This window comes from Cetobacterium sp. (genome assembly GCF_051653945.1).
Taxonomy (GTDB): domain Bacteria; phylum Fusobacteriota; class Fusobacteriia; order Fusobacteriales; family Fusobacteriaceae; genus Cetobacterium_A.
The window spans coordinates 1-16809 of sequence record NZ_JBOFXD010000017.1 but is presented as its reverse complement, the minus strand read 5'-3'; the positions used below and the strand labels follow the sequence as shown (position 1 = coordinate 16809).

General features: G+C 28.3%; 14 protein-coding genes. 9 read left to right on the top strand and 5 right to left on the bottom strand.

Features of this window, described 5'->3' with window-relative positions; translation table 11 throughout:
• The 4 genes from ACRC8M_RS01925 to ACRC8M_RS01910 all read right to left on the bottom strand — a co-directional run.
• Positions 1 to 403, bottom strand: a 403-nt coding sequence (locus ACRC8M_RS01925) for an iron chelate uptake ABC transporter family permease subunit (RefSeq protein ID WP_438527588.1), incomplete at its 3' end; no start/stop codon positions are given.
• Positions 393 to 1346, bottom strand: coding sequence for an ABC transporter permease (locus ACRC8M_RS01920; RefSeq protein WP_438527587.1), 954 nt, complete (start codon positions 1344 to 1346; stop codon positions 393 to 395). The genes ACRC8M_RS01920 and ACRC8M_RS01925, both read right to left, overlap by 11 nt.
• Before the next feature lie 165 nt (positions 1347 to 1511).
• Positions 1512 to 3158 carry an alpha,alpha-phosphotrehalase gene (gene treC, locus ACRC8M_RS01915; protein ID WP_438527586.1) on the bottom strand — a complete coding sequence of 549 codons (1647 nt, stop codon included), beginning with the start codon at positions 3156 to 3158 and terminating at the stop codon, positions 1512 to 1514.
• Complete coding sequence (locus ACRC8M_RS01910; protein ID WP_438527585.1) at positions 3151 to 5085, bottom strand: fructose-specific PTS transporter subunit EIIC; 1935 nt, start codon at positions 5083 to 5085, stop codon at positions 3151 to 3153. The genes treC and ACRC8M_RS01910 overlap by 8 nt, the downstream gene beginning before the upstream one ends.
• 289 nt (positions 5086 to 5374) lie before the next feature.
• On the opposite strand from ACRC8M_RS01910, the gene ACRC8M_RS01905 reads away from it, so the two are divergent.
• Positions 5375 to 7405: a BglG family transcription antiterminator gene (locus tag ACRC8M_RS01905; protein WP_438527584.1), complete on the top strand. Its 2031-nt coding sequence runs from the start codon at positions 5375 to 5377 to the stop codon at positions 7403 to 7405.
• Positions 7406 to 7472: 67 nt separating this feature from the next.
• On the opposite strand, the gene ACRC8M_RS01900 is transcribed toward ACRC8M_RS01905, so the two are convergent.
• Positions 7473 to 7826 (bottom strand): PTS lactose/cellobiose transporter subunit IIA, encoded by a 354-nt coding sequence (locus ACRC8M_RS01900; protein WP_438527583.1) that lies wholly within the window; start codon positions 7824 to 7826, stop codon positions 7473 to 7475.
• A 162-nt stretch (positions 7827 to 7988) separates the two neighbouring features.
• Here ACRC8M_RS01900 and ACRC8M_RS01895 point away from each other — a divergent pair, with 162 nt between their 5' ends.
• From ACRC8M_RS01895 to ACRC8M_RS01860, 8 genes are all read left to right on the top strand, one after another.
• Positions 7989 to 8318: a PTS sugar transporter subunit IIB gene (locus ACRC8M_RS01895; protein ID WP_438527582.1), complete on the top strand. Its 330-nt coding sequence runs from the start codon at positions 7989 to 7991 to the stop codon at positions 8316 to 8318.
• Between the two features lie 15 nt (positions 8319 to 8333).
• Positions 8334 to 9668 (top strand): PTS sugar transporter subunit IIC, encoded by a 1335-nt coding sequence (locus tag ACRC8M_RS01890; RefSeq protein ID WP_438527581.1) that lies wholly within the window; start codon positions 8334 to 8336, stop codon positions 9666 to 9668.
• A gap of 51 nt (positions 9669 to 9719) precedes the next feature.
• On the top strand, positions 9720 to 10754 hold the full coding sequence (locus ACRC8M_RS01885; RefSeq protein WP_438527580.1) for an aminopeptidase P family protein: 1035 nt from the start codon (positions 9720 to 9722) through the stop codon (positions 10752 to 10754).
• Entirely contained in the window at positions 10748 to 11797 is a 1050-nt protein-coding gene (locus ACRC8M_RS01880) for a M42 family metallopeptidase (RefSeq protein WP_438527579.1), read from the top strand. The genes ACRC8M_RS01885 and ACRC8M_RS01880 overlap by 7 nt, the downstream gene beginning before the upstream one ends.
• A gap of 11 nt (positions 11798 to 11808) precedes the next feature.
• The gene (locus ACRC8M_RS01875) at positions 11809 to 13572 is read left to right on the top strand and encodes a helix-turn-helix domain-containing protein (protein ID WP_438527578.1); all 1764 of its coding nucleotides are present in this window, start codon (positions 11809 to 11811) and stop codon (positions 13570 to 13572) included.
• 8 nt (positions 13573 to 13580) lie between these two features.
• Entirely contained in the window at positions 13581 to 14729 is a 1149-nt protein-coding gene (locus ACRC8M_RS01870; RefSeq protein WP_438527576.1) for a MalY/PatB family protein, read from the top strand.
• A 101-nt stretch (positions 14730 to 14830) separates the two neighbouring features.
• Positions 14831 to 16513: an FAD-binding protein gene (locus ACRC8M_RS01865; RefSeq protein ID WP_438527575.1), complete on the top strand. Its 1683-nt coding sequence runs from the start codon at positions 14831 to 14833 to the stop codon at positions 16511 to 16513.
• Between the two features lie 158 nt (positions 16514 to 16671).
• Positions 16672 to 16809: AAA family ATPase (locus ACRC8M_RS01860; protein WP_438527589.1), on the top strand; the 138-nt coding region annotated here is incomplete at its 3' end.

Genomic DNA, 16809 nt, shown 5'->3' with positions numbered 1-16809 from the left:
GTTTTCCCTTACTTTTGCCTGTAAAAAACTTTTGAAGAAAGATACTAACTGCAACCATAAGTCCTATTGTTATAAAAAACTTTGGAATTGGTGTTGTAAGCAAAGGTATAGTTCTTCTAAATAGGAATATAGTCATCGTTTGTAAAAAAACATACATAGAATCAAGTCCCATAACACTTGGAGTCAGAATTCTGCTATCTGTAACTGTTTGGAAAAGTAGTGTTGATACAGCAACACAAGTTCCACTTAGAATTATTGCTAATATTTTTATACCTCTTGTTGAGATTAAATACCTAAAATTGTTTTTATTTATACCTACTAATAGGAAAAACGCCGCCGCTATTAACAAAGCTAAGAGAAGACCTAGTAGGATATCTTCCATCCTTTTTTCATTACTCTTCAAAATTTAACCTCCTAAATATCATAGCTAAGAATATTCCACTTCCGAATACTCCTGTTATCATTCCAATTGGAATCTCATGTGGATATATAACCACTCTACCTAAAATATCACATAGGAGTAAAAATAAGCCTCCCAAAGATCCAGTGGTATAAAGGTTTTTTGATAGGTTGTCTCCGAAAAATAGAGATACTATATTTGGAATGATTAAACCTAAGAACGGTATTCCACCTATTGTTATCATAATTAATGAAGATATAAAGCAAACTAAAATTAATCCTATATTTACAATAGTTTTGTAGTTGATGCCTAAATTTATTGCAAACTCCTCTCCCATTCCTGAGATTGTAAATTGTTTTGAATAAAAGAAGGCAGTTAAAACTAAAGGAATTGTTATATATAAAAGTTCGTAGTTACCTTTTAAAACTCCTGAAAAATCACCAAAAATCCAGCTATTAATACTTTGTATTAAATCACCTTTATATGCAAAGAACATTGTTATAGAACTGATTACTCCACTGATCATCATACCAATTAGTGGCACTAAAGCATTGTCCTTTATTTTAATTTTTTTTACTATTCCTATAAAAAGAAATGTTCCTCCCATGGCAAATAGGGTAGCTATTAACATTTTAAATATAATTGATTCTTTTGGAAAAAAAAGTAAAGCTATTAGAATCCCTAATTTTGAGGAGTCAGCAGTTCCAGCAGTTGTTGGAGAAACAAATTTATTCATAGTAAGTTGCTGCATAATTAAACCGCAGATGCTCATTCCAAATCCTGCTGTGATTATACTGATGGTTCTTGGAATCCTACTTAAAAATATTATATTGTTACTATTTGTACCCTGAATAAATATATCAGATAAATTAACTGTTGCTACGCCTAAAAAAATAGAGATTATTGATAGAAAAATGATAGATAGTGTTATTATAAAGTTTTTCATATAATCTCCTTGTTTAATATTTTGTCTTACAAAATAAATTATACCAAAATATTCTATTTTGTCAATAATATTTTTTTTAGAAACACTTATTTGTCTATATTTATAATGAAAAAATAAAAAAACTTAAGCTTTCCTTTTTAGGAAAGCTTAAGCAACTTTTTTAAATTAATTTTTTTTATACAATATAATTGCGTCATAAGGTTTTAAATTTAGAATTCCTTCATTATTGATAAATTCAGTATTTGAAAGAAGACATCTATATTCATTAATATTTTCATTGGATAAATTAATAGTTTTTTCTACACCAAAATTTGTAATAACGATAATATTTTCATTTTTAAAACTTCTTTTGTAAACGTATATATTATTTTCTTCTGGTAGAAGAGGTTTGAAATCTCCATGAGATATAACTCTGTATTTTTTTCTAAGGTGTATAAGTTCTTTATAATAATTTAAAATACTGTTTTTATCATCTATTTGAGATTTAACATTGATATTTTTGTAATTTTTGATTACCTTAATCCAAGGATTAACTTCACTAAAACCAGCGTTTGTACTGTCGTCCCACTGAACTGGAGTTCTTCCGTTATCTCTAGAACGAGCCTGGATTACTTTTAGAGCTTCATCTTCTCTTAGCCCCTTTTCTTTTAAAATTCTGTAGTAGTTATGAGATTCAACATCCTTAAAAGTTTCAATATCTTCAAAGTAAGAGTTGGTCATTCCAATCTCCTCTCCTTGATAGATATAGGGAGTTCCTCTTAAACAATGAGTCAATGTTGCTAGCATCTTAGCTGATTTATTCCAGTTCTTCTGATCATCACCTAATCTAGAAACAACTCTAGGTTGATCATGATTACACCAGAAAAGTGCTGTCCAAGCTTGACTATTTTGCATTCCCAATTGCCACTCATTTAAAATTGATTTTAACTCTTCAAAATCTGGAGCTTGCAAACTCCATTTATCTTTATTTTTATAATCTATTTTTAAATGATGAAAATTAAATACCATAGATAGTTCGTTTTCACTTTCTCCAGCGTATTTAACGCAGTTTTCAAGAGTTGTAGAAGACATTTCTCCAACAGTTATAATATCTTTATCAGCTCCAAAAGAGTCAATATTTAGTTCTTTTAAATATTCATGTATTTTAGGACCATCAGTATAAAATCTTCTTCCATCTCCAATATTATCATCTTCATATATAAGTGGTTTAGAAATAAGGTTAACAACATCAAACCTAAATCCTTTAACACCTTTATTCATCCAAAATTTAACTATTTTTTTCATTTCATCTCTAACTTCGGGATTTTCCCAGTTAAGATCTGCTTGAGTTTCATCAAATAAATGAAGATAGTGCATTCCAACTTCTTTAGAGTATTTCCAAGCATTTCCACCAAACTTTGACTCCCAATTAGTAGGAGGGATTTCTGGATTTTTACTCTTTTTAAAAATATAATAATCTTGGTATTTTTTCTCTCCTGCTAAAGCTCTCTTAAACCACTCATGTTCTGTTGAAGTATGGTTAAAAACCATATCCAACATCAGCTCTATTCCTCTTTTTTTAGATTCTTTAATCAACATGTCAAAGTCATCCATAGTCCCATAAGTAGAATCAATATTGTAGTAATCTTCAACATCATATCCATTATCCTTTTGTGGAGATATAAAAAATGGTGTTATCCATAAATAATCTACTCCTAAATATTTTAAATAATCTAGTTTTTCAATAATCCCTCTTAAATCTCCAATTCCATCATTATTGCTGTCTTTAAATGATTTAGGGTATATTTGATATACAACTTTATCTTTAAACATTCTCTTTACTCTCCTCTTTTCTTAAAGAAATATTCATTATTGCTATAAATAGCGAACCTATAAATATTGATAAGATATAAATCGGCCAATTTTGAACTGCAAACCATCCATAAAATCCAGATATTGGAAGGGGATTGTTTGCACCTAAGTAAACAGCTAGGGCAGCAGCTAGAGCAGACCCTAAAATAGTTGATGAAATAACTTTTATTGGAGATTCAATAGCAAATGGAATTGCTCCCTCTGTAACACCAACTAGTCCCATTAAAATAGCTGATTTTCCAGCCTCTTGTAAAGCTAAGCTGTATTTCTTTTTAGATAAAATAGTTGCAAATCCTAATCCTAAAGGTGGAACAACGATTCCTATCATTGCAGCGGTATTTGGAACAGTTATTCCAGAAGCAACTAAAGCTAGGGCTGTTGTAAGAGCAGCTTTATTAATAGGTCCACCTAAGTCAGCTCCCATCATCCCACCGATAATTGCAGCTAAAATCAATCTGTTAGAACCGTTCATTCCCATTAACCAAATTTCAAGAGATTTGTTTAAAGTTGCAACAGGATCTCCAATTATGTAGATGATGCTCAATCCAGTTATTAAAACGGCACAGATAGGTGCAATAAATATAGATGTAACCCCTGAAGCAAATGCTGGTAATTTAACTTTTTTTATTATTATTTTCGTTGAATAACCAGCTAAAATACCTGCAACGAGAGCTCCTAAAAAGCCTGAGTTAGAATCTGCAGCTAGTAATCCACCAACAAATCCAGGAGCTATAGCAACTTTATCCCCAATAGCAAAAGCTACATATCCACCGATAAAAGGTAACATTAAACTTAAAGTTTTTCCACCAAGTTTATCTAAAGTGTGAAGTAATCTTACTAATGGTTCATGAGATTGAGCATAAGAACTATCCCAGATGTTTCCAATCTCAAAGAAAGAAGCTCCGATTCTAGATAATCCCATAATAACAGCTCCAGCAACAACTAAAGGAAGCATATAGGAAATTCCTGTTAAACAAGCTCTTTTAATCTCTTGAAGACTAAATAGTTTATCAGAGTTTTCATTTTTATCATCGGCATTATTTTCAGAGTTTATTTGATTAGCTTCAATAACTCCATCAGGATTATTCAAGGCTTGTAATATAGTTTCTTGACCTTTTTTTAGTGGTGCAGCAACTCTTGTTTGTATATATTTTTTCCCGATAAATCTTTCCTTTTCTTTAACAGAAACATCAGTTGCGAATATAATAACATCAGCTTTTTTTATTAGATCTTCAGAGTGTCTTCCCTCAATTCCACGAGCTCCTTGCTTTTCAACACAAATATTTATTTGTAGTTCTTTTGCAGCTTTTTCCAACGCCTCAGCAGCTAAGTAAGTGTGAGCAATTCCTGTAGGACATGCAGTAACAGCTAAAACCAATGGTTTATCTTTAAAATATTTGTTCTCATTGTTATTTTCATCAGTTTCTTCCTCAATGGAATAAAGTATATTTAAAAGTTCTTTAGTAGTTTGAGAGTTTTGTAAATTTTGTATAAATCCCTCTTTCATAAAAGAAGTTGTAAGTTTACTTAAAATTTCAATATGACTTGACCCTTCCTCTTTTTTAGGAATTGCAATTAAAAAAACTAAATTAACTTCGTTGTCTTCATCAACTGATTCCCAAGTGGCAATAGGATTTTTTAATCTGGCAATGGCAATTGAAGCCTCTTTTACACATTCATCTTTTCCGTGAGGAATAGCCAATCCTTCCTCTAACCCTGTAGGTGATGAGAGTTCTCTTTCCATAACTGTTTTATAAAAAATCTCTTTAGAAGTTATTCTTCCGTTATCATAAAGTTTATCAACTAAAACTTTAATAATATCTTTTTTATCTTTTAAATCAAGATTTAAAAGAACTAAATTATCGTTTACTAAATTTTTAAAATTCATTTGTTTCTCCTTTTACTTAAAACTTTTTGAAAAAAATTGATTTAATACCCTATAAATTAGAGTATCAATTTTATAGTGATTTGTAAATTTTCTATTTTTTTCAGAAAAAAATGAATTTTTTTGTTAGAAAAGTACGTTTTTTGATTCTTTAGTGTTATAATTAAATTGAATTGATTTGTTCTTATAAAATTAACAGGTTATATTTTTTCAATTTTTTTTGAAAAATAAGGAGGAAAAAATTAATAAAAGAATTATTTCTATTTTAGAATTATTAATTAAGCAAGAGAGAGTGGTTACTATCAAGGAATTAAGTTTGATGTTGGGTGTTAGTGATCGAAGTATCCGTTATGATTTAGAAACAGTAAATGAATATTTAGAAAAAAATAGTTTGTCAACTATTAATAAGCTAAGTAAAGGTGTTTTAGAGTTTCAAGAAACCTCTTTAATAGAGTTATTAAAATTATTCAATAGTACTAACTCTTTTTCTAAAAGTGAGTATCGAGATGAGCTAATCCTTATTAAAATAGCTTTTGAAGAGGAGATTAATATATCAGATTTATGTGAAGAGTTTGATTTAAGTCGTTCGAGCATAAAGGTAACTTTAAAAAATAGTGAGGATATACTCACTAACTATAACTTAAGATTAATTTTAAATCCTCAAAAAGGTTTGAAGTTAGTTGGAGAGGAAGAATCTATTAGAAAAATACAATTGAAGTTATTAAATCAGTTTAAATATAACTCTAAAATAATAGATTTTAAATTAGAATTTTTTAGAAAGAACTTGGATAAATATTTCAAAAATACAAATATTAATCAAGTTAAAGTTTTTATTAATTATTTAATTAACTCTCTCAATAAAGTGATCTCTGATGAAGCATATAATATTTTAATTAACTATACATTTGTACTTATTAATCGATTAAAGTATAAAAAATCTTTAACAAATTGTAAAAATGAGAACTTTTTTTTGAATACCTTAGAGTATAGTTTAGTAAGTAAGGCTGTATCTCTAATTGAAGTTTCAGAAAATATTAGTTTAAATAGATATGAACTTATCAAATTTACAGATTATCTTTTAGGAAGCCACAGTTACTCGACAAGTTTTTCTATATATGAAAACTGGATAGAGATAGAGATTTTAGTAAAAAAAATAATTAGACATTTTTCTGAGGCAATAGAAATCGATTTAAATAGTGACAATATATTGTTAGAAGGGCTAATTAATCATATAAAACCAACTATTTATAGAGCAAAAAATAATATTGAATTAGAAAACTCTATAGTTGATGAGTTTTTAAAAATTGATAAAATTATTTTTGAAAAAACTAAATTATCCCTATCTTATCTTGAAAACTTTTTAGATAAATCTATTTCAAATAATGAAATTGCATTTATAGGTGTACATTTTAAATCAGCTATTGATAGAAATAAATCTATAAAAAAAGAGGTAAAAAATATTTTGATAGTCTGTGGATTAGGATTTGGAACATCTAAGTTGATTGCTCAACAGATAAAAAATAGATATGATGTCAACATAATTGGAACAATTCCATTGAATCAATTAGACAGGTATTTAGAAAATAAAGATGTAGATATTATTATTACAAATATAAATAATATAGATATAAATTATTTAAAATTACCAATTATTGTAGTTAATACTTTATTAAATGGAGATGATTTTTTTAATCTTGATAAATTAGATTTTCCAAAGTATAAGAAAAAAATAACTTTAAGTAATCTTATGGGAATTATAAAAGAGGAAGCAGAGATTAAAAATGAAAAAGTTCTTATTGATAAATTAAAAAATGAGTATGAGGATTTAATAATTGATGATTTAAAAGAAAGTTATAAACCGCTATCATCCTTTTTGTTGAAAGAGAGTATTTCTTTGGGGTCTGATGCACGTACGTGGGAAGAGGCAATTAAAGTTTCTGGGGAGTTATTAGAGAAGAATAATTGTACGTTATCATCGTATACAGAGGATATGATAGAAGCTATAAAAATTAATGGTTCTTACATAGTGATGGATAATCTAGTGGCATTACCTCATGCTAAAAACAAAAATAACGTATTGAAAACAGGGATGTCTTTAACGATATGTTCATCTCCTGTTGAATTTCCTGGAAAAGTATTTGCAAAATATATATTAGCTTTTTGTTCATATGACGGGAAAGAGCATCTGGATGCTTTAGTGCAGTTTGTAGAGTTGTTAAAAAAGTATGAATTTGATAAAATTTTATCAACTACACAATCTCAAAAGAAAATAATAGATACAATTAGAAAGTATGAGTTTTTAAGCAATTTTGGTAAAAAGTAGGGTATATTCTATTTAAAATAAAAGGAGAAAAAATTTCATTTTAATGAAATTTATCTCCTTTTTATTATTACACATTCTTTATTTTATTTTCTAATTCAAGAATCCTTTTGTTTTGTTTAATCATTTTTTTGATTAATTCTCTTTCTGAAAGAGCCGTCATAAGGTGATCTTGAGCATGAACAAAAAGCATTGTGATAGTCATTCTATTTCCACCAGCTTCTTTTTGAATAAGATCAGTTTGGATATGATGTGCTTTTAAAACTGCCTCATCACATTTTTTTAGCATCTCTTCAGCTTCTTGGAAATTTCCATCTTCAGAAAAAGATAGAGCTTTATAAGCATATCCTTTAGCTTCCCCAGCGTGCCCAACTATCCCAAAAACTACCATTTCTAACTCTTCTAACATTTCTTCATTTGACATATAAATAACCTCCCAAATTTTTTAAAATCTTAACATATTAATTTTATTTCGTATATGAAAGTTTATTTCCGAAAAAATTGAAATAAACTTTTGTTGTAAAAAATAATAAAGTTGATAGAATAACGTATATATAAAACAAAAAAAAAACAAAATGGAGGGTATATGAAGATTTTATTAGTTTGTGCAGGAGGATTTTCAACAACAATGATGATGGGAGCTATAAAAAAAGTTGTAGCTAAAAGTGAAAAGTTAAATAACGAGGATTTTGAACCAATGGAAGCGATTCCAGTGGATAGACTTCCAGAAAAAATAGGAAGTTTCGATATCGTTCTTGTAGGACCTCAGTTAGGACATAAATTTGATTATGTTCAAGAAATTGCAAAAGAAAATAATAAACCATCAGTTTTATTAAGTGCAGAAATTTATGGTGCAATGGATGGTGCAACTGTTTTAAAGCAAGCTATAGTAGCTCATAAAAGATATCACGGATAAAATAGGGGGAGAACGATGGGATTATTTGAAAAATTTGAAAGTATTATAAAAAAAATATTGGTTCCAATAGCAGAAAAAATAGATAAACAACCACATTTAACTGCAGTAAAAAAAGGAATGGTTGTTTTAACACCGATTTTATTATTAGGATCAATGGCATATCCATTGAAAACTTTAAAAAATATATTTGCTAACTCTCAAATGGTTCAAGAGTGGTTTACGAATAATGTTTATCTAATCGATTTATTAATAAAGTTTTCTTTAGGTTTTGTTGGTGTTTATGCAGTTATAGCTATATCTTATTTTTTAAGCGAAAGATATAAAATATATACTGTTGGGGCAGTTACATTATCACTATTTTCTTTTTTAGTAACTGTGACTAATTTAAATAAAGATGGTAGCTTGGATATAAAATATTTTGATTCAAAAGGTTTATTTACTGCTATATTTATTGCATTAGTAATAGTTGAAATTTATAAATACTTTACTGATCATAAGTTAGTTATTAAAATGCCAGAAGGTGTACCAGATTTTGTTTCTAGATCATTTGAATTGATAACACCAACAGCTTTCATTGCTGTGTTTTTCTTAAGTTTAAGATATTTGGTGTCGTCTTTTTCTGGAGGAATGCTTTTACCAGAAATCATAATGAAAGTTTTAGCTCCAGCAATAGGAAGTATGGATAATTTATTTGTAGTGTGGTTTGTAATAATGCTTCGTTTAATGTTTTGGTTTTTTGGAATTCACTCAGCAGTATTGTCGCCAGTATTGTCACCAATTTTTGTTCAATATCTAGCAGAAAACATAGCAGCAAAAGAGGCTGGATTAGCGTTACCACATTTTGTAACAGGGGGAGTATTTTCAGCGTTCGTAAACTTTACAGGTTCTGGAGTAACAATGGGACTTATTTTAGCAATGTTATTTGGAAAAACAAAAAGATATAAAAAAGTAGCTCAAGTTTCATTAATACCTGCTTTATTTGGAATAAACGAGCCAATTTTATTTGGTGGACCAGTAATATTAAATCCAATACTACTTATACCATTTGTATTTGGAAGTTCTTTGATAAGTTTAATGCCATTAGCTCTTATGAAATATGGAGTTTTAGCTAAACCATTTTTTGATCCACCATATTTACCATTATTCTTTGAAGGGTTTTTAACTGGATTTGATTGGAAAGCACCATTTGTGCAAATAGTACAATTAATATTATCGTTTTTAGTTTATTATCCATTCTTTAAAGTTTTAGAAAAAGAGGAGTTAAAATCTGAAGAAGAAAGCAAAAAAAATCATGAAATATTTACACAAGAGGACAATGATATTTTAAACGATTTAGAGCTAGATTTCTAAGTTAAAGAAGCTGATTTTATTCAGCTTCTTTAACTATATTTGGAGGGAGAAATGTTAAAAGAAAATCAAGGACTATTAGTTATAAAAAAAGAAAATAAATTTTATTTATCAAATTTTACGGGAAGTGGTGGGTATTTATTAGTAACTTCTAAAAAAAAATATATTTTAATAGAGGGTAAGTATGAAAAGCAGGCTCAAGAGCAGTGTAAAGAGTTTTCTATTGTAGTTTTAAGAGATAAAAATTTTTTAGAATGTTTAAGAGAGATTTGTAAAAAAAATGATATAGAAGAGTTAATTTTTGAAGAAGATACAGTGGTATATTCGCTTTATAAAGAACTTGAAAAATTACCTTTTAAATTAGTAGAGAGTGGAAATTTACTTGAAAATCAGAGAGTTATAAAAAAATATAATGAAATAGAAATTCTTAAAAAGTCTTGTGATATTGCACAAAAGGCAATTGAAAGGGCATTAGATGAATTTACAATTGATATGAATGAAAAAGATTTAGCTGACAGTATAGAGAGAAATGCAAAAAAACTAGGGGCTGAAAAAATTGATTTTATCATTGTTGCTTCTGGAAAAAGAGGTGCCTTACCACATGGTAGGCCAACGGATAAAAAAATAGAATTAGGGGAGTTAGTAACAATAGATTTTGGCAGTATATACAAAGGGTATCATTCAGATATAACAAGAACATATGCTGTTGGAAAAGTAAGTTTGAAATTAAAAGAAATTTATGACATTGTAAAAGAAGCCCAACAATTAGGTGTTTCGATGATAAAGCCTGAAATGGATACAAAAGAGATTGATAGAGTAGTAAGAGAGTATATAAAAAATGCAGGATATGGAGAGTATTTTGTTCATGGTTTAGGACATGGAGTAGGAATAGAAGGGCATGAAAAACCATTTTTAAATGAATATGAGAACAATATTTTGAAAGCTGGAATGGTTTTAACAATTGAACCTGGAATATATATTCCTGAATTAGGGGGAGTTCGAATAGAAGATACTGTGCTAGTAACAAATAATGGTTATGAATTGTTAACGACAATACCAAAAGAGTTTAAGGAGATTGGATTATGTTAAAGAATTTTGAATTTATAAAAAAAATAACTGAAGCTCATGGACCTGCTGGTTCTGAAGATGAAGTTAGAAACATTATAAGAGAGGAACTAAATGATATATGCAGTTCATTTGATTATGACAATTTAGGAAGTATAATTTGTCATTTGTCAAAAAATAAAAAGATAAAAGTAGCTGTTATGGCACATATGGATGAGGTTGGATTTTTAGTAGAAAAAATAACAAAAGATGGATATATTAGAGTTTATCAATTAGGAGGAACAGATCCAGTAATAGTTCAAAATAATATAGTTGAAATAAAAACATATTTAGGAACTAAAATAAGAGGTGTTTTATCTAGTGATACTTCTTCTAAAGAAACAAAAATTGGAAATTTATATATTGATATAGGGTGTCAAAGTGAAGATGAAGTAAAGCAATTAGGAGTTGAAATAGGTGATTCAATAACTTTTGTAACACAAACTCAATATTTAGACTCAGAAAATATAATAGCAAAATCATGGGATGATAGGGTGGGGTGTATTTTAGCAGTAGAGTTGTTGAAAAATTTAAAAAATATCGAATTAAATTGTGATTTATATTTTATAGGAACAGTTCAAGAAGAGGTAGGAACTAGGGGAGGAAAAACATCTGTAAATAAACTACAGCCAGATATTATAATAAATTTGGATGTAGCTACAGCAAAAAATACTTTAGGAAGTAAAGAGTTGGGAAGAAGTTATGGAGAAGGACCGTGTTTTGTTATAGCTGATAAGTTGGCTTTAGGTAATAAAGTATTATTAAAAGAGTTGGCTAGAAGTGCACAGAAAATTGAAGGTAAATATCAATTGGATTTTTTAAAAGGTGGCGGTACGGATAATGGGCCAGGAAGTAACAGTGGGTATGGAATAGCTGGATTATCAGTTATATTACCAGTAAAAAATTGTCATACTCCTTACACAATATTAAATGAAAATGATTACCTAGAGTGTTACAATATATTAGAAGAGTTTATAAAGAGTATAGATGAAGACATTTTAAATAAAGTTTATTTTTATAAAAAGTAAAGGGGGATTTTTTGAGTTTAAATAGAAAAGATTTTGAAATTATTAGATTGGTTTCCAATGAAAAAATAAATTTAAAAGAATTGGCGTTGAATTTCAAAACAACAGATAGAAACATAAGATATTCAATAGATAATATAAATCATTATTTAAAAAAATTTACAACTGGAGATAATATAGAAATAATTAACGGAGTAATAAAATTTGATGCAGATGAAGAGTTGGTAAAAAAATTTTGTGGTGAAAAAAATAAAAAAAATTATATTTTTTCTAAAGAGGAGAGAGAAGAGTATATTTTAATATGTCTTTTTTTTCAAGATGTTATAAGTTTGAAAGATATTGAGGAGTATTTTCAAGTTAGTATAACAACTCTTAGAAAAGATTTAAAAGATATTGAAAAAAATTTAGAAAAGTATCAACTTTATTTGGAAAGTAGTTTTGGAAAAATATCTGTTAAAGGTAATGAAAAAAAATTAAGACATTTAAAAATGATTTATGCTCTAAAATATGTTTATTTAAATGAAGAGGAGCTAAAGTATACAAATAAGTTGTTTTTCTTTCAAAAAGATATACTGTCGATTTTAAAGAATTATTTAAGTAATCAAAATATCAATAGATGTTTTGATATTCTAAAAACTTTTGAGAAAGAATTAAAAATAAAGTTTGAAAAAGAGTTTAAAAATATAATTTTCATATATTTAATAATTACTTTTGAAAGAATTAAGAAAGGTTATATTTTAGTTAAAAAAAATAATTGGGAATTTTTAAAGAATACATCTTATTATAAAATAATTCAAAAAGATATTTTTAAAAATAATATCAGATATATGTATGAGTCACTACATCTTTCTGAATACTTTTTAAGTGGTTATAACTCAGAAAGTTTTTATGAAAATAGATTTTTAATAGATAGTTTTGTATGTAAATTGCTAAATGTTTTAAGTGAAATAAAAATAAAAAACTTAATAAATGATAAAGAGTTTTTAGAAGAGATTATTGAGTATTTAACAGCTGCAATATATAGAGTGAAAAATAATTTTATATTAAACTATGAACTAGAATTGGATGAAATTGAAGGTAAAGTTTATAGTGAAATATCTAAAAATAGAGATGAGATTAACAAATATTTGAAAGAGCCACTTAGAGATGAAGAGTTTATGTTGATATCTCAAATAGTATGTAAACACCTGAAGAAGCCAGAAATAGAAAAGATAAAGTTAAATAAGATATTAGGGATTGTTAAAAAAAATTCTGAAAAATCTTCTCTAGATATAATTGCAAAGGAGCTATTAGAATTATACCCTAACCTGATAGAGAATGACATAAAAATAAATAAGCAACTTAGTTTACTAGATATAATTACAGAGAAAGATATAAAATTTACAAAATGTTATGATATAAAAGAGTTAGTAGATGTATTTATAAGTAATCTTTATGAAAATAGTTTTATAGAAAGAGAGTTTATAGATTCTGTTTATGGTATGTTAGCTAATAAAGAGTTTGATTGTATAGATAATGAGAGTACACTTATATTTTATGGAAAAGAAACAAAATACAATAAAAGATTGGGTATTTCTCTAATTTTTAATGAAAATAATATAAAGTTTGAAGATAAAGATATTAAATATTTTATTTTACTTTCAAATGTAGATAAATATAATTATCTAGGCGTGTTAAGAGATTTACAAAAGCTTATAGAGGTAAATGGATTGAAAGAATTATCAAAACTTCAATCACCAAAATCTGTGATTGAGAAAATAGTAAATATAATAGATTAGGGGGCACAATGAATTTTAATAAAGTTATAGATAGAAGAGGAACTTATTCAACGCAGTGGGATTATATAGAAGATAGATTTGGAGAAGGAACAAAAGATTTAACCCCCTTTTCAATCTCGGATATGGATTTAGAAAGTCCAAAAGAGATTATAAAATCTTTAGAAAAAGTTTTGTCTCATGGAATTTTTGGTTATTCTCGTTGGAATCATTCAGAGTATAAGGGGGCAATAAAAAATTGGTATTTAAAAAGATATAAAACTGTAATAGAAGAGGAGTGGGTAGTGTATTCTCCAGCAGTTATATATAGTATATCTATATTGTTAGAGGAGCTTTTAAAAAATGGTGAAAAAATATTAACTCATACACCAAGATATGATGGATTTACAAAGATACTTAGTAATTATAATGTTGTAGATATAGAATTAATTGAAGTTTTTAAAGGGGAGTATAGGACAAATTTTAAAAAGATAGAGGATGAATTTAAAAATGGGGTTAAAGTATTTTTATTGTGTAATCCAGAAAATCCAGTTGGGAAAGTGTGGAGTAGAGAAGAGCTAAATAAATTAGTTGAACTTTGTAAAAAGTATAATGTGTATTTAATATCTGATGATATTCATATGGATATAGCTAGAAAAGCTGTAACGCCAGTTGTAAAATTAAGAGAGGAGAAAACTATCATTGCATCTTCAGCTTCAAAAAGTTTTAATACACCAGCACTAGGTGGATCTTATGTTATTATTCCAGATAAAGATTTAAGAGAAAAATTTTTATACTTAGTCAAAGAGAAACATGCTTTAGGATCTCCTATGATTATGGGAATGCTATCAACAATGGTTGCTTATAATGAATGTGAGTATTGGTTAGATGATTTAAATGAACATTTAACTGATAATTGTGGATATGTTGTGAAAGAACTTGATGGATATAAAGGGTTAAAAGCTTATGTTCCAAATGGAACATATTTAATGTGGATAGATTTTAAAGAAACAAAAATTAATCCAAAAGAATTTCAGAGAAGATTAATTGAAGTTGGAAAAGTAGCTATAATGTCTGGAGAAACTTATGGAGATCCTTATAAAATAAGATTAAATGTGGGGTGTTCTTTGGAAAAAGTAAAAATAGCTGTTGATGGAATAAAGGTGGCATTGTTAGATTAAAAAAGAAAATAATATTGTTGTATATTGAACTAAAAACTTGTTTTAATGTAAAAAAAGTGTTATTATATATCGAAAAACACACATAGGGGGATAAGGAATAAATGAACAAAAGAATCATACTACTAGCGGTGTCGTTACTAGTTTTAAGTCAAGTGACACTATCAAAGGAACGTACTTTTTTAACAAAGGCCAATGGGTATTCTGGTGAAATAAAGTTAGAGGTTATAGCAGAAGGACAAGAGGTAAAGGATATAAAAATTGTATCACACAATGAAACAGTTCCAGTTATGACAAGAGCATTTCCTATGCTAAAAGAGACAATTTTAGAGGCTCAATCACCAATAGTAGATAGTGTTTCTGGAGCAACACATACGTCAACAGCTATAAAAAGAGCGGTAAATGATGTATATAAACAACTAGGAAAAGATTATGGAAGAATTACAGCAAGAACAAAAGGACCTGAGTTACCAGTTGCCTATTTAGAGCCTGTGTCTACAGATCTTGTAATTGTAGGAGGAGGACCAGCTGGGTTGGCAGCAGCTATATCAGCAAAAGAGCAAGGTCTAAAAAATGTAATTTTAATTGAAAAAATGGATATGCTAAGTGGGAATGGAAAGTTTGATATGAACTTCTACGATTTAATAAATTCAGAAGCTCAAAAAGCTAACGGAATGAATGATACGGTAGAAAGTTTAATAAAAGACAACACAAATCCAATGGATACACCAGAGCGTACGAGAACTCAAGCTGAAGGTGCCTTTGTTTTAGATAAATGGTTAAGAGAGATGGGGATTAAATTAAATTACCATTATGGGAAAAGAGGGCACATGGCTGAAAAGAATGTATATGCTGGTGAAGTTATACAAGATAAAATGGAAGCTAGAGCAAAAGAGTTAGGAGTAGATATTCGTACTTCAACAAAAGGATTAGATTTAATTATAAATAATGGTGTTGCAACAGGAGTAAAAGTTCAAAATAAAAATAATTTTTATGATATAAATGCAAAAGCTGTTGTAGTTGCTACTGGTGGATTCTCAGCTAATCCAGAGTTATTGGCAAAATATGCTCCAGGAACAGAGCAGTTACAGCACTCAAATCAAATTAGTGCCACAGGAGATTTAATTCCAGTATTTGAAAAAAATAATATTCAATTAGCTAATTTAGAAGTAATGAATCTGATTCCATTTATTTTAGGATCAACAAGAGATTTAGCAGGACCTAACGGTGATGGAATGATGTTAGTTAATATAAATGGAGAGAGATTTACAAAGGAACACATAACTAAAGATGAAAGAATGGATATGGCTAAAAAGATGCTAGCTCAACCAGAAGGTAAGGTGTTCTATGTGTTTGATAAGAAATTATATGACTCGAGTTATCGTTTACAAAAACATACGAAAAAAGGGTACCACTTAGTTGCGAACTCAATAGAGGAGTTAGCAGAGAAGATGGGAGTGCCAGTAGCAACGTTTAAAGAAACAGTAGTAACTTATAACAAAGGAGTACGTGGAGAGGTAAAAGATTCGTTTAGAGAGGCTAAGGCAAAAAGAGAGTTTGATATGAGTGGACCATTCTATGCAGTTTTAGTTGAACCAGCTGTCCATATGACAAGAGGTGGAGTTGTAGCTAACGAGAAAACTGAGGTTATTCAAAATAACGGAGAAATAGTAAAAGGACTTTTTGCAGCTGGAGAGGTAACAAGTACAAGTGCAGCATATAGTGCTTCTGTAATATTTGGACGTGTAGCTGGAGAAAATGCAGTAAAGTTTATAAATAAGAAATAGAAATAGATAGGAACCACAAAGTAGTGAAAATTTTGATGGAAAATAATGGTAATAAAGTATAAAATAAAAAAATTGCAGAGTAAAATCTGCAATTTTTTTATTGAATATTATGGTATAATATGAAAAAGAAAATATAAAAAGAGGAGAGTGTGACAAGGATGGTTAAGAAAAATCTGCCTATTGGAATAGATGACTTTAAAAAAATAAGAGAAAATGACTATTACTTTGTTGATAAATCAATGTTCATAGATGAGCTATTGAATAAAAAATCAGAAGTAACACTGTTACCAAGACCA

Coding starts and splice junctions, on each gene's coding strand:
- ACRC8M_RS01895 (WP_438527582.1), top strand. CDS start 7,989: ATGAAGATTTTATTAGTTTGTGCAGGAGGATTTTCAACAACAATGATG.
- ACRC8M_RS01890 (WP_438527581.1), top strand. CDS start 8,334: ATGGGATTATTTGAAAAATTTGAAAGTATTATAAAAAAAATATTGGTT.
- ACRC8M_RS01910 (WP_438527585.1), bottom strand. CDS start 5,085: ATGAATTTTAAAAATTTAGTAAACGATAATTTAGTTCTTTTAAATCTT.
- ACRC8M_RS01920 (WP_438527587.1), bottom strand. CDS start 1,346: ATGAAAAACTTTATAATAACACTATCTATCATTTTTCTATCAATAATC.
- ACRC8M_RS01865 (WP_438527575.1), top strand. CDS start 14,831: ATGAACAAAAGAATCATACTACTAGCGGTGTCGTTACTAGTTTTAAGT.
- ACRC8M_RS01885 (WP_438527580.1), top strand. CDS start 9,720: ATGTTAAAAGAAAATCAAGGACTATTAGTTATAAAAAAAGAAAATAAA.
- treC (WP_438527586.1), bottom strand. CDS start 3,158: ATGTTTAAAGATAAAGTTGTATATCAAATATACCCTAAATCATTTAAA.
- ACRC8M_RS01900 (WP_438527583.1), bottom strand. CDS start 7,826: ATGTCAAATGAAGAAATGTTAGAAGAGTTAGAAATGGTAGTTTTTGGG.
- ACRC8M_RS01870 (WP_438527576.1), top strand. CDS start 13,581: ATGAATTTTAATAAAGTTATAGATAGAAGAGGAACTTATTCAACGCAG.
- ACRC8M_RS01880 (WP_438527579.1), top strand. CDS start 10,748: ATGTTAAAGAATTTTGAATTTATAAAAAAAATAACTGAAGCTCATGGA.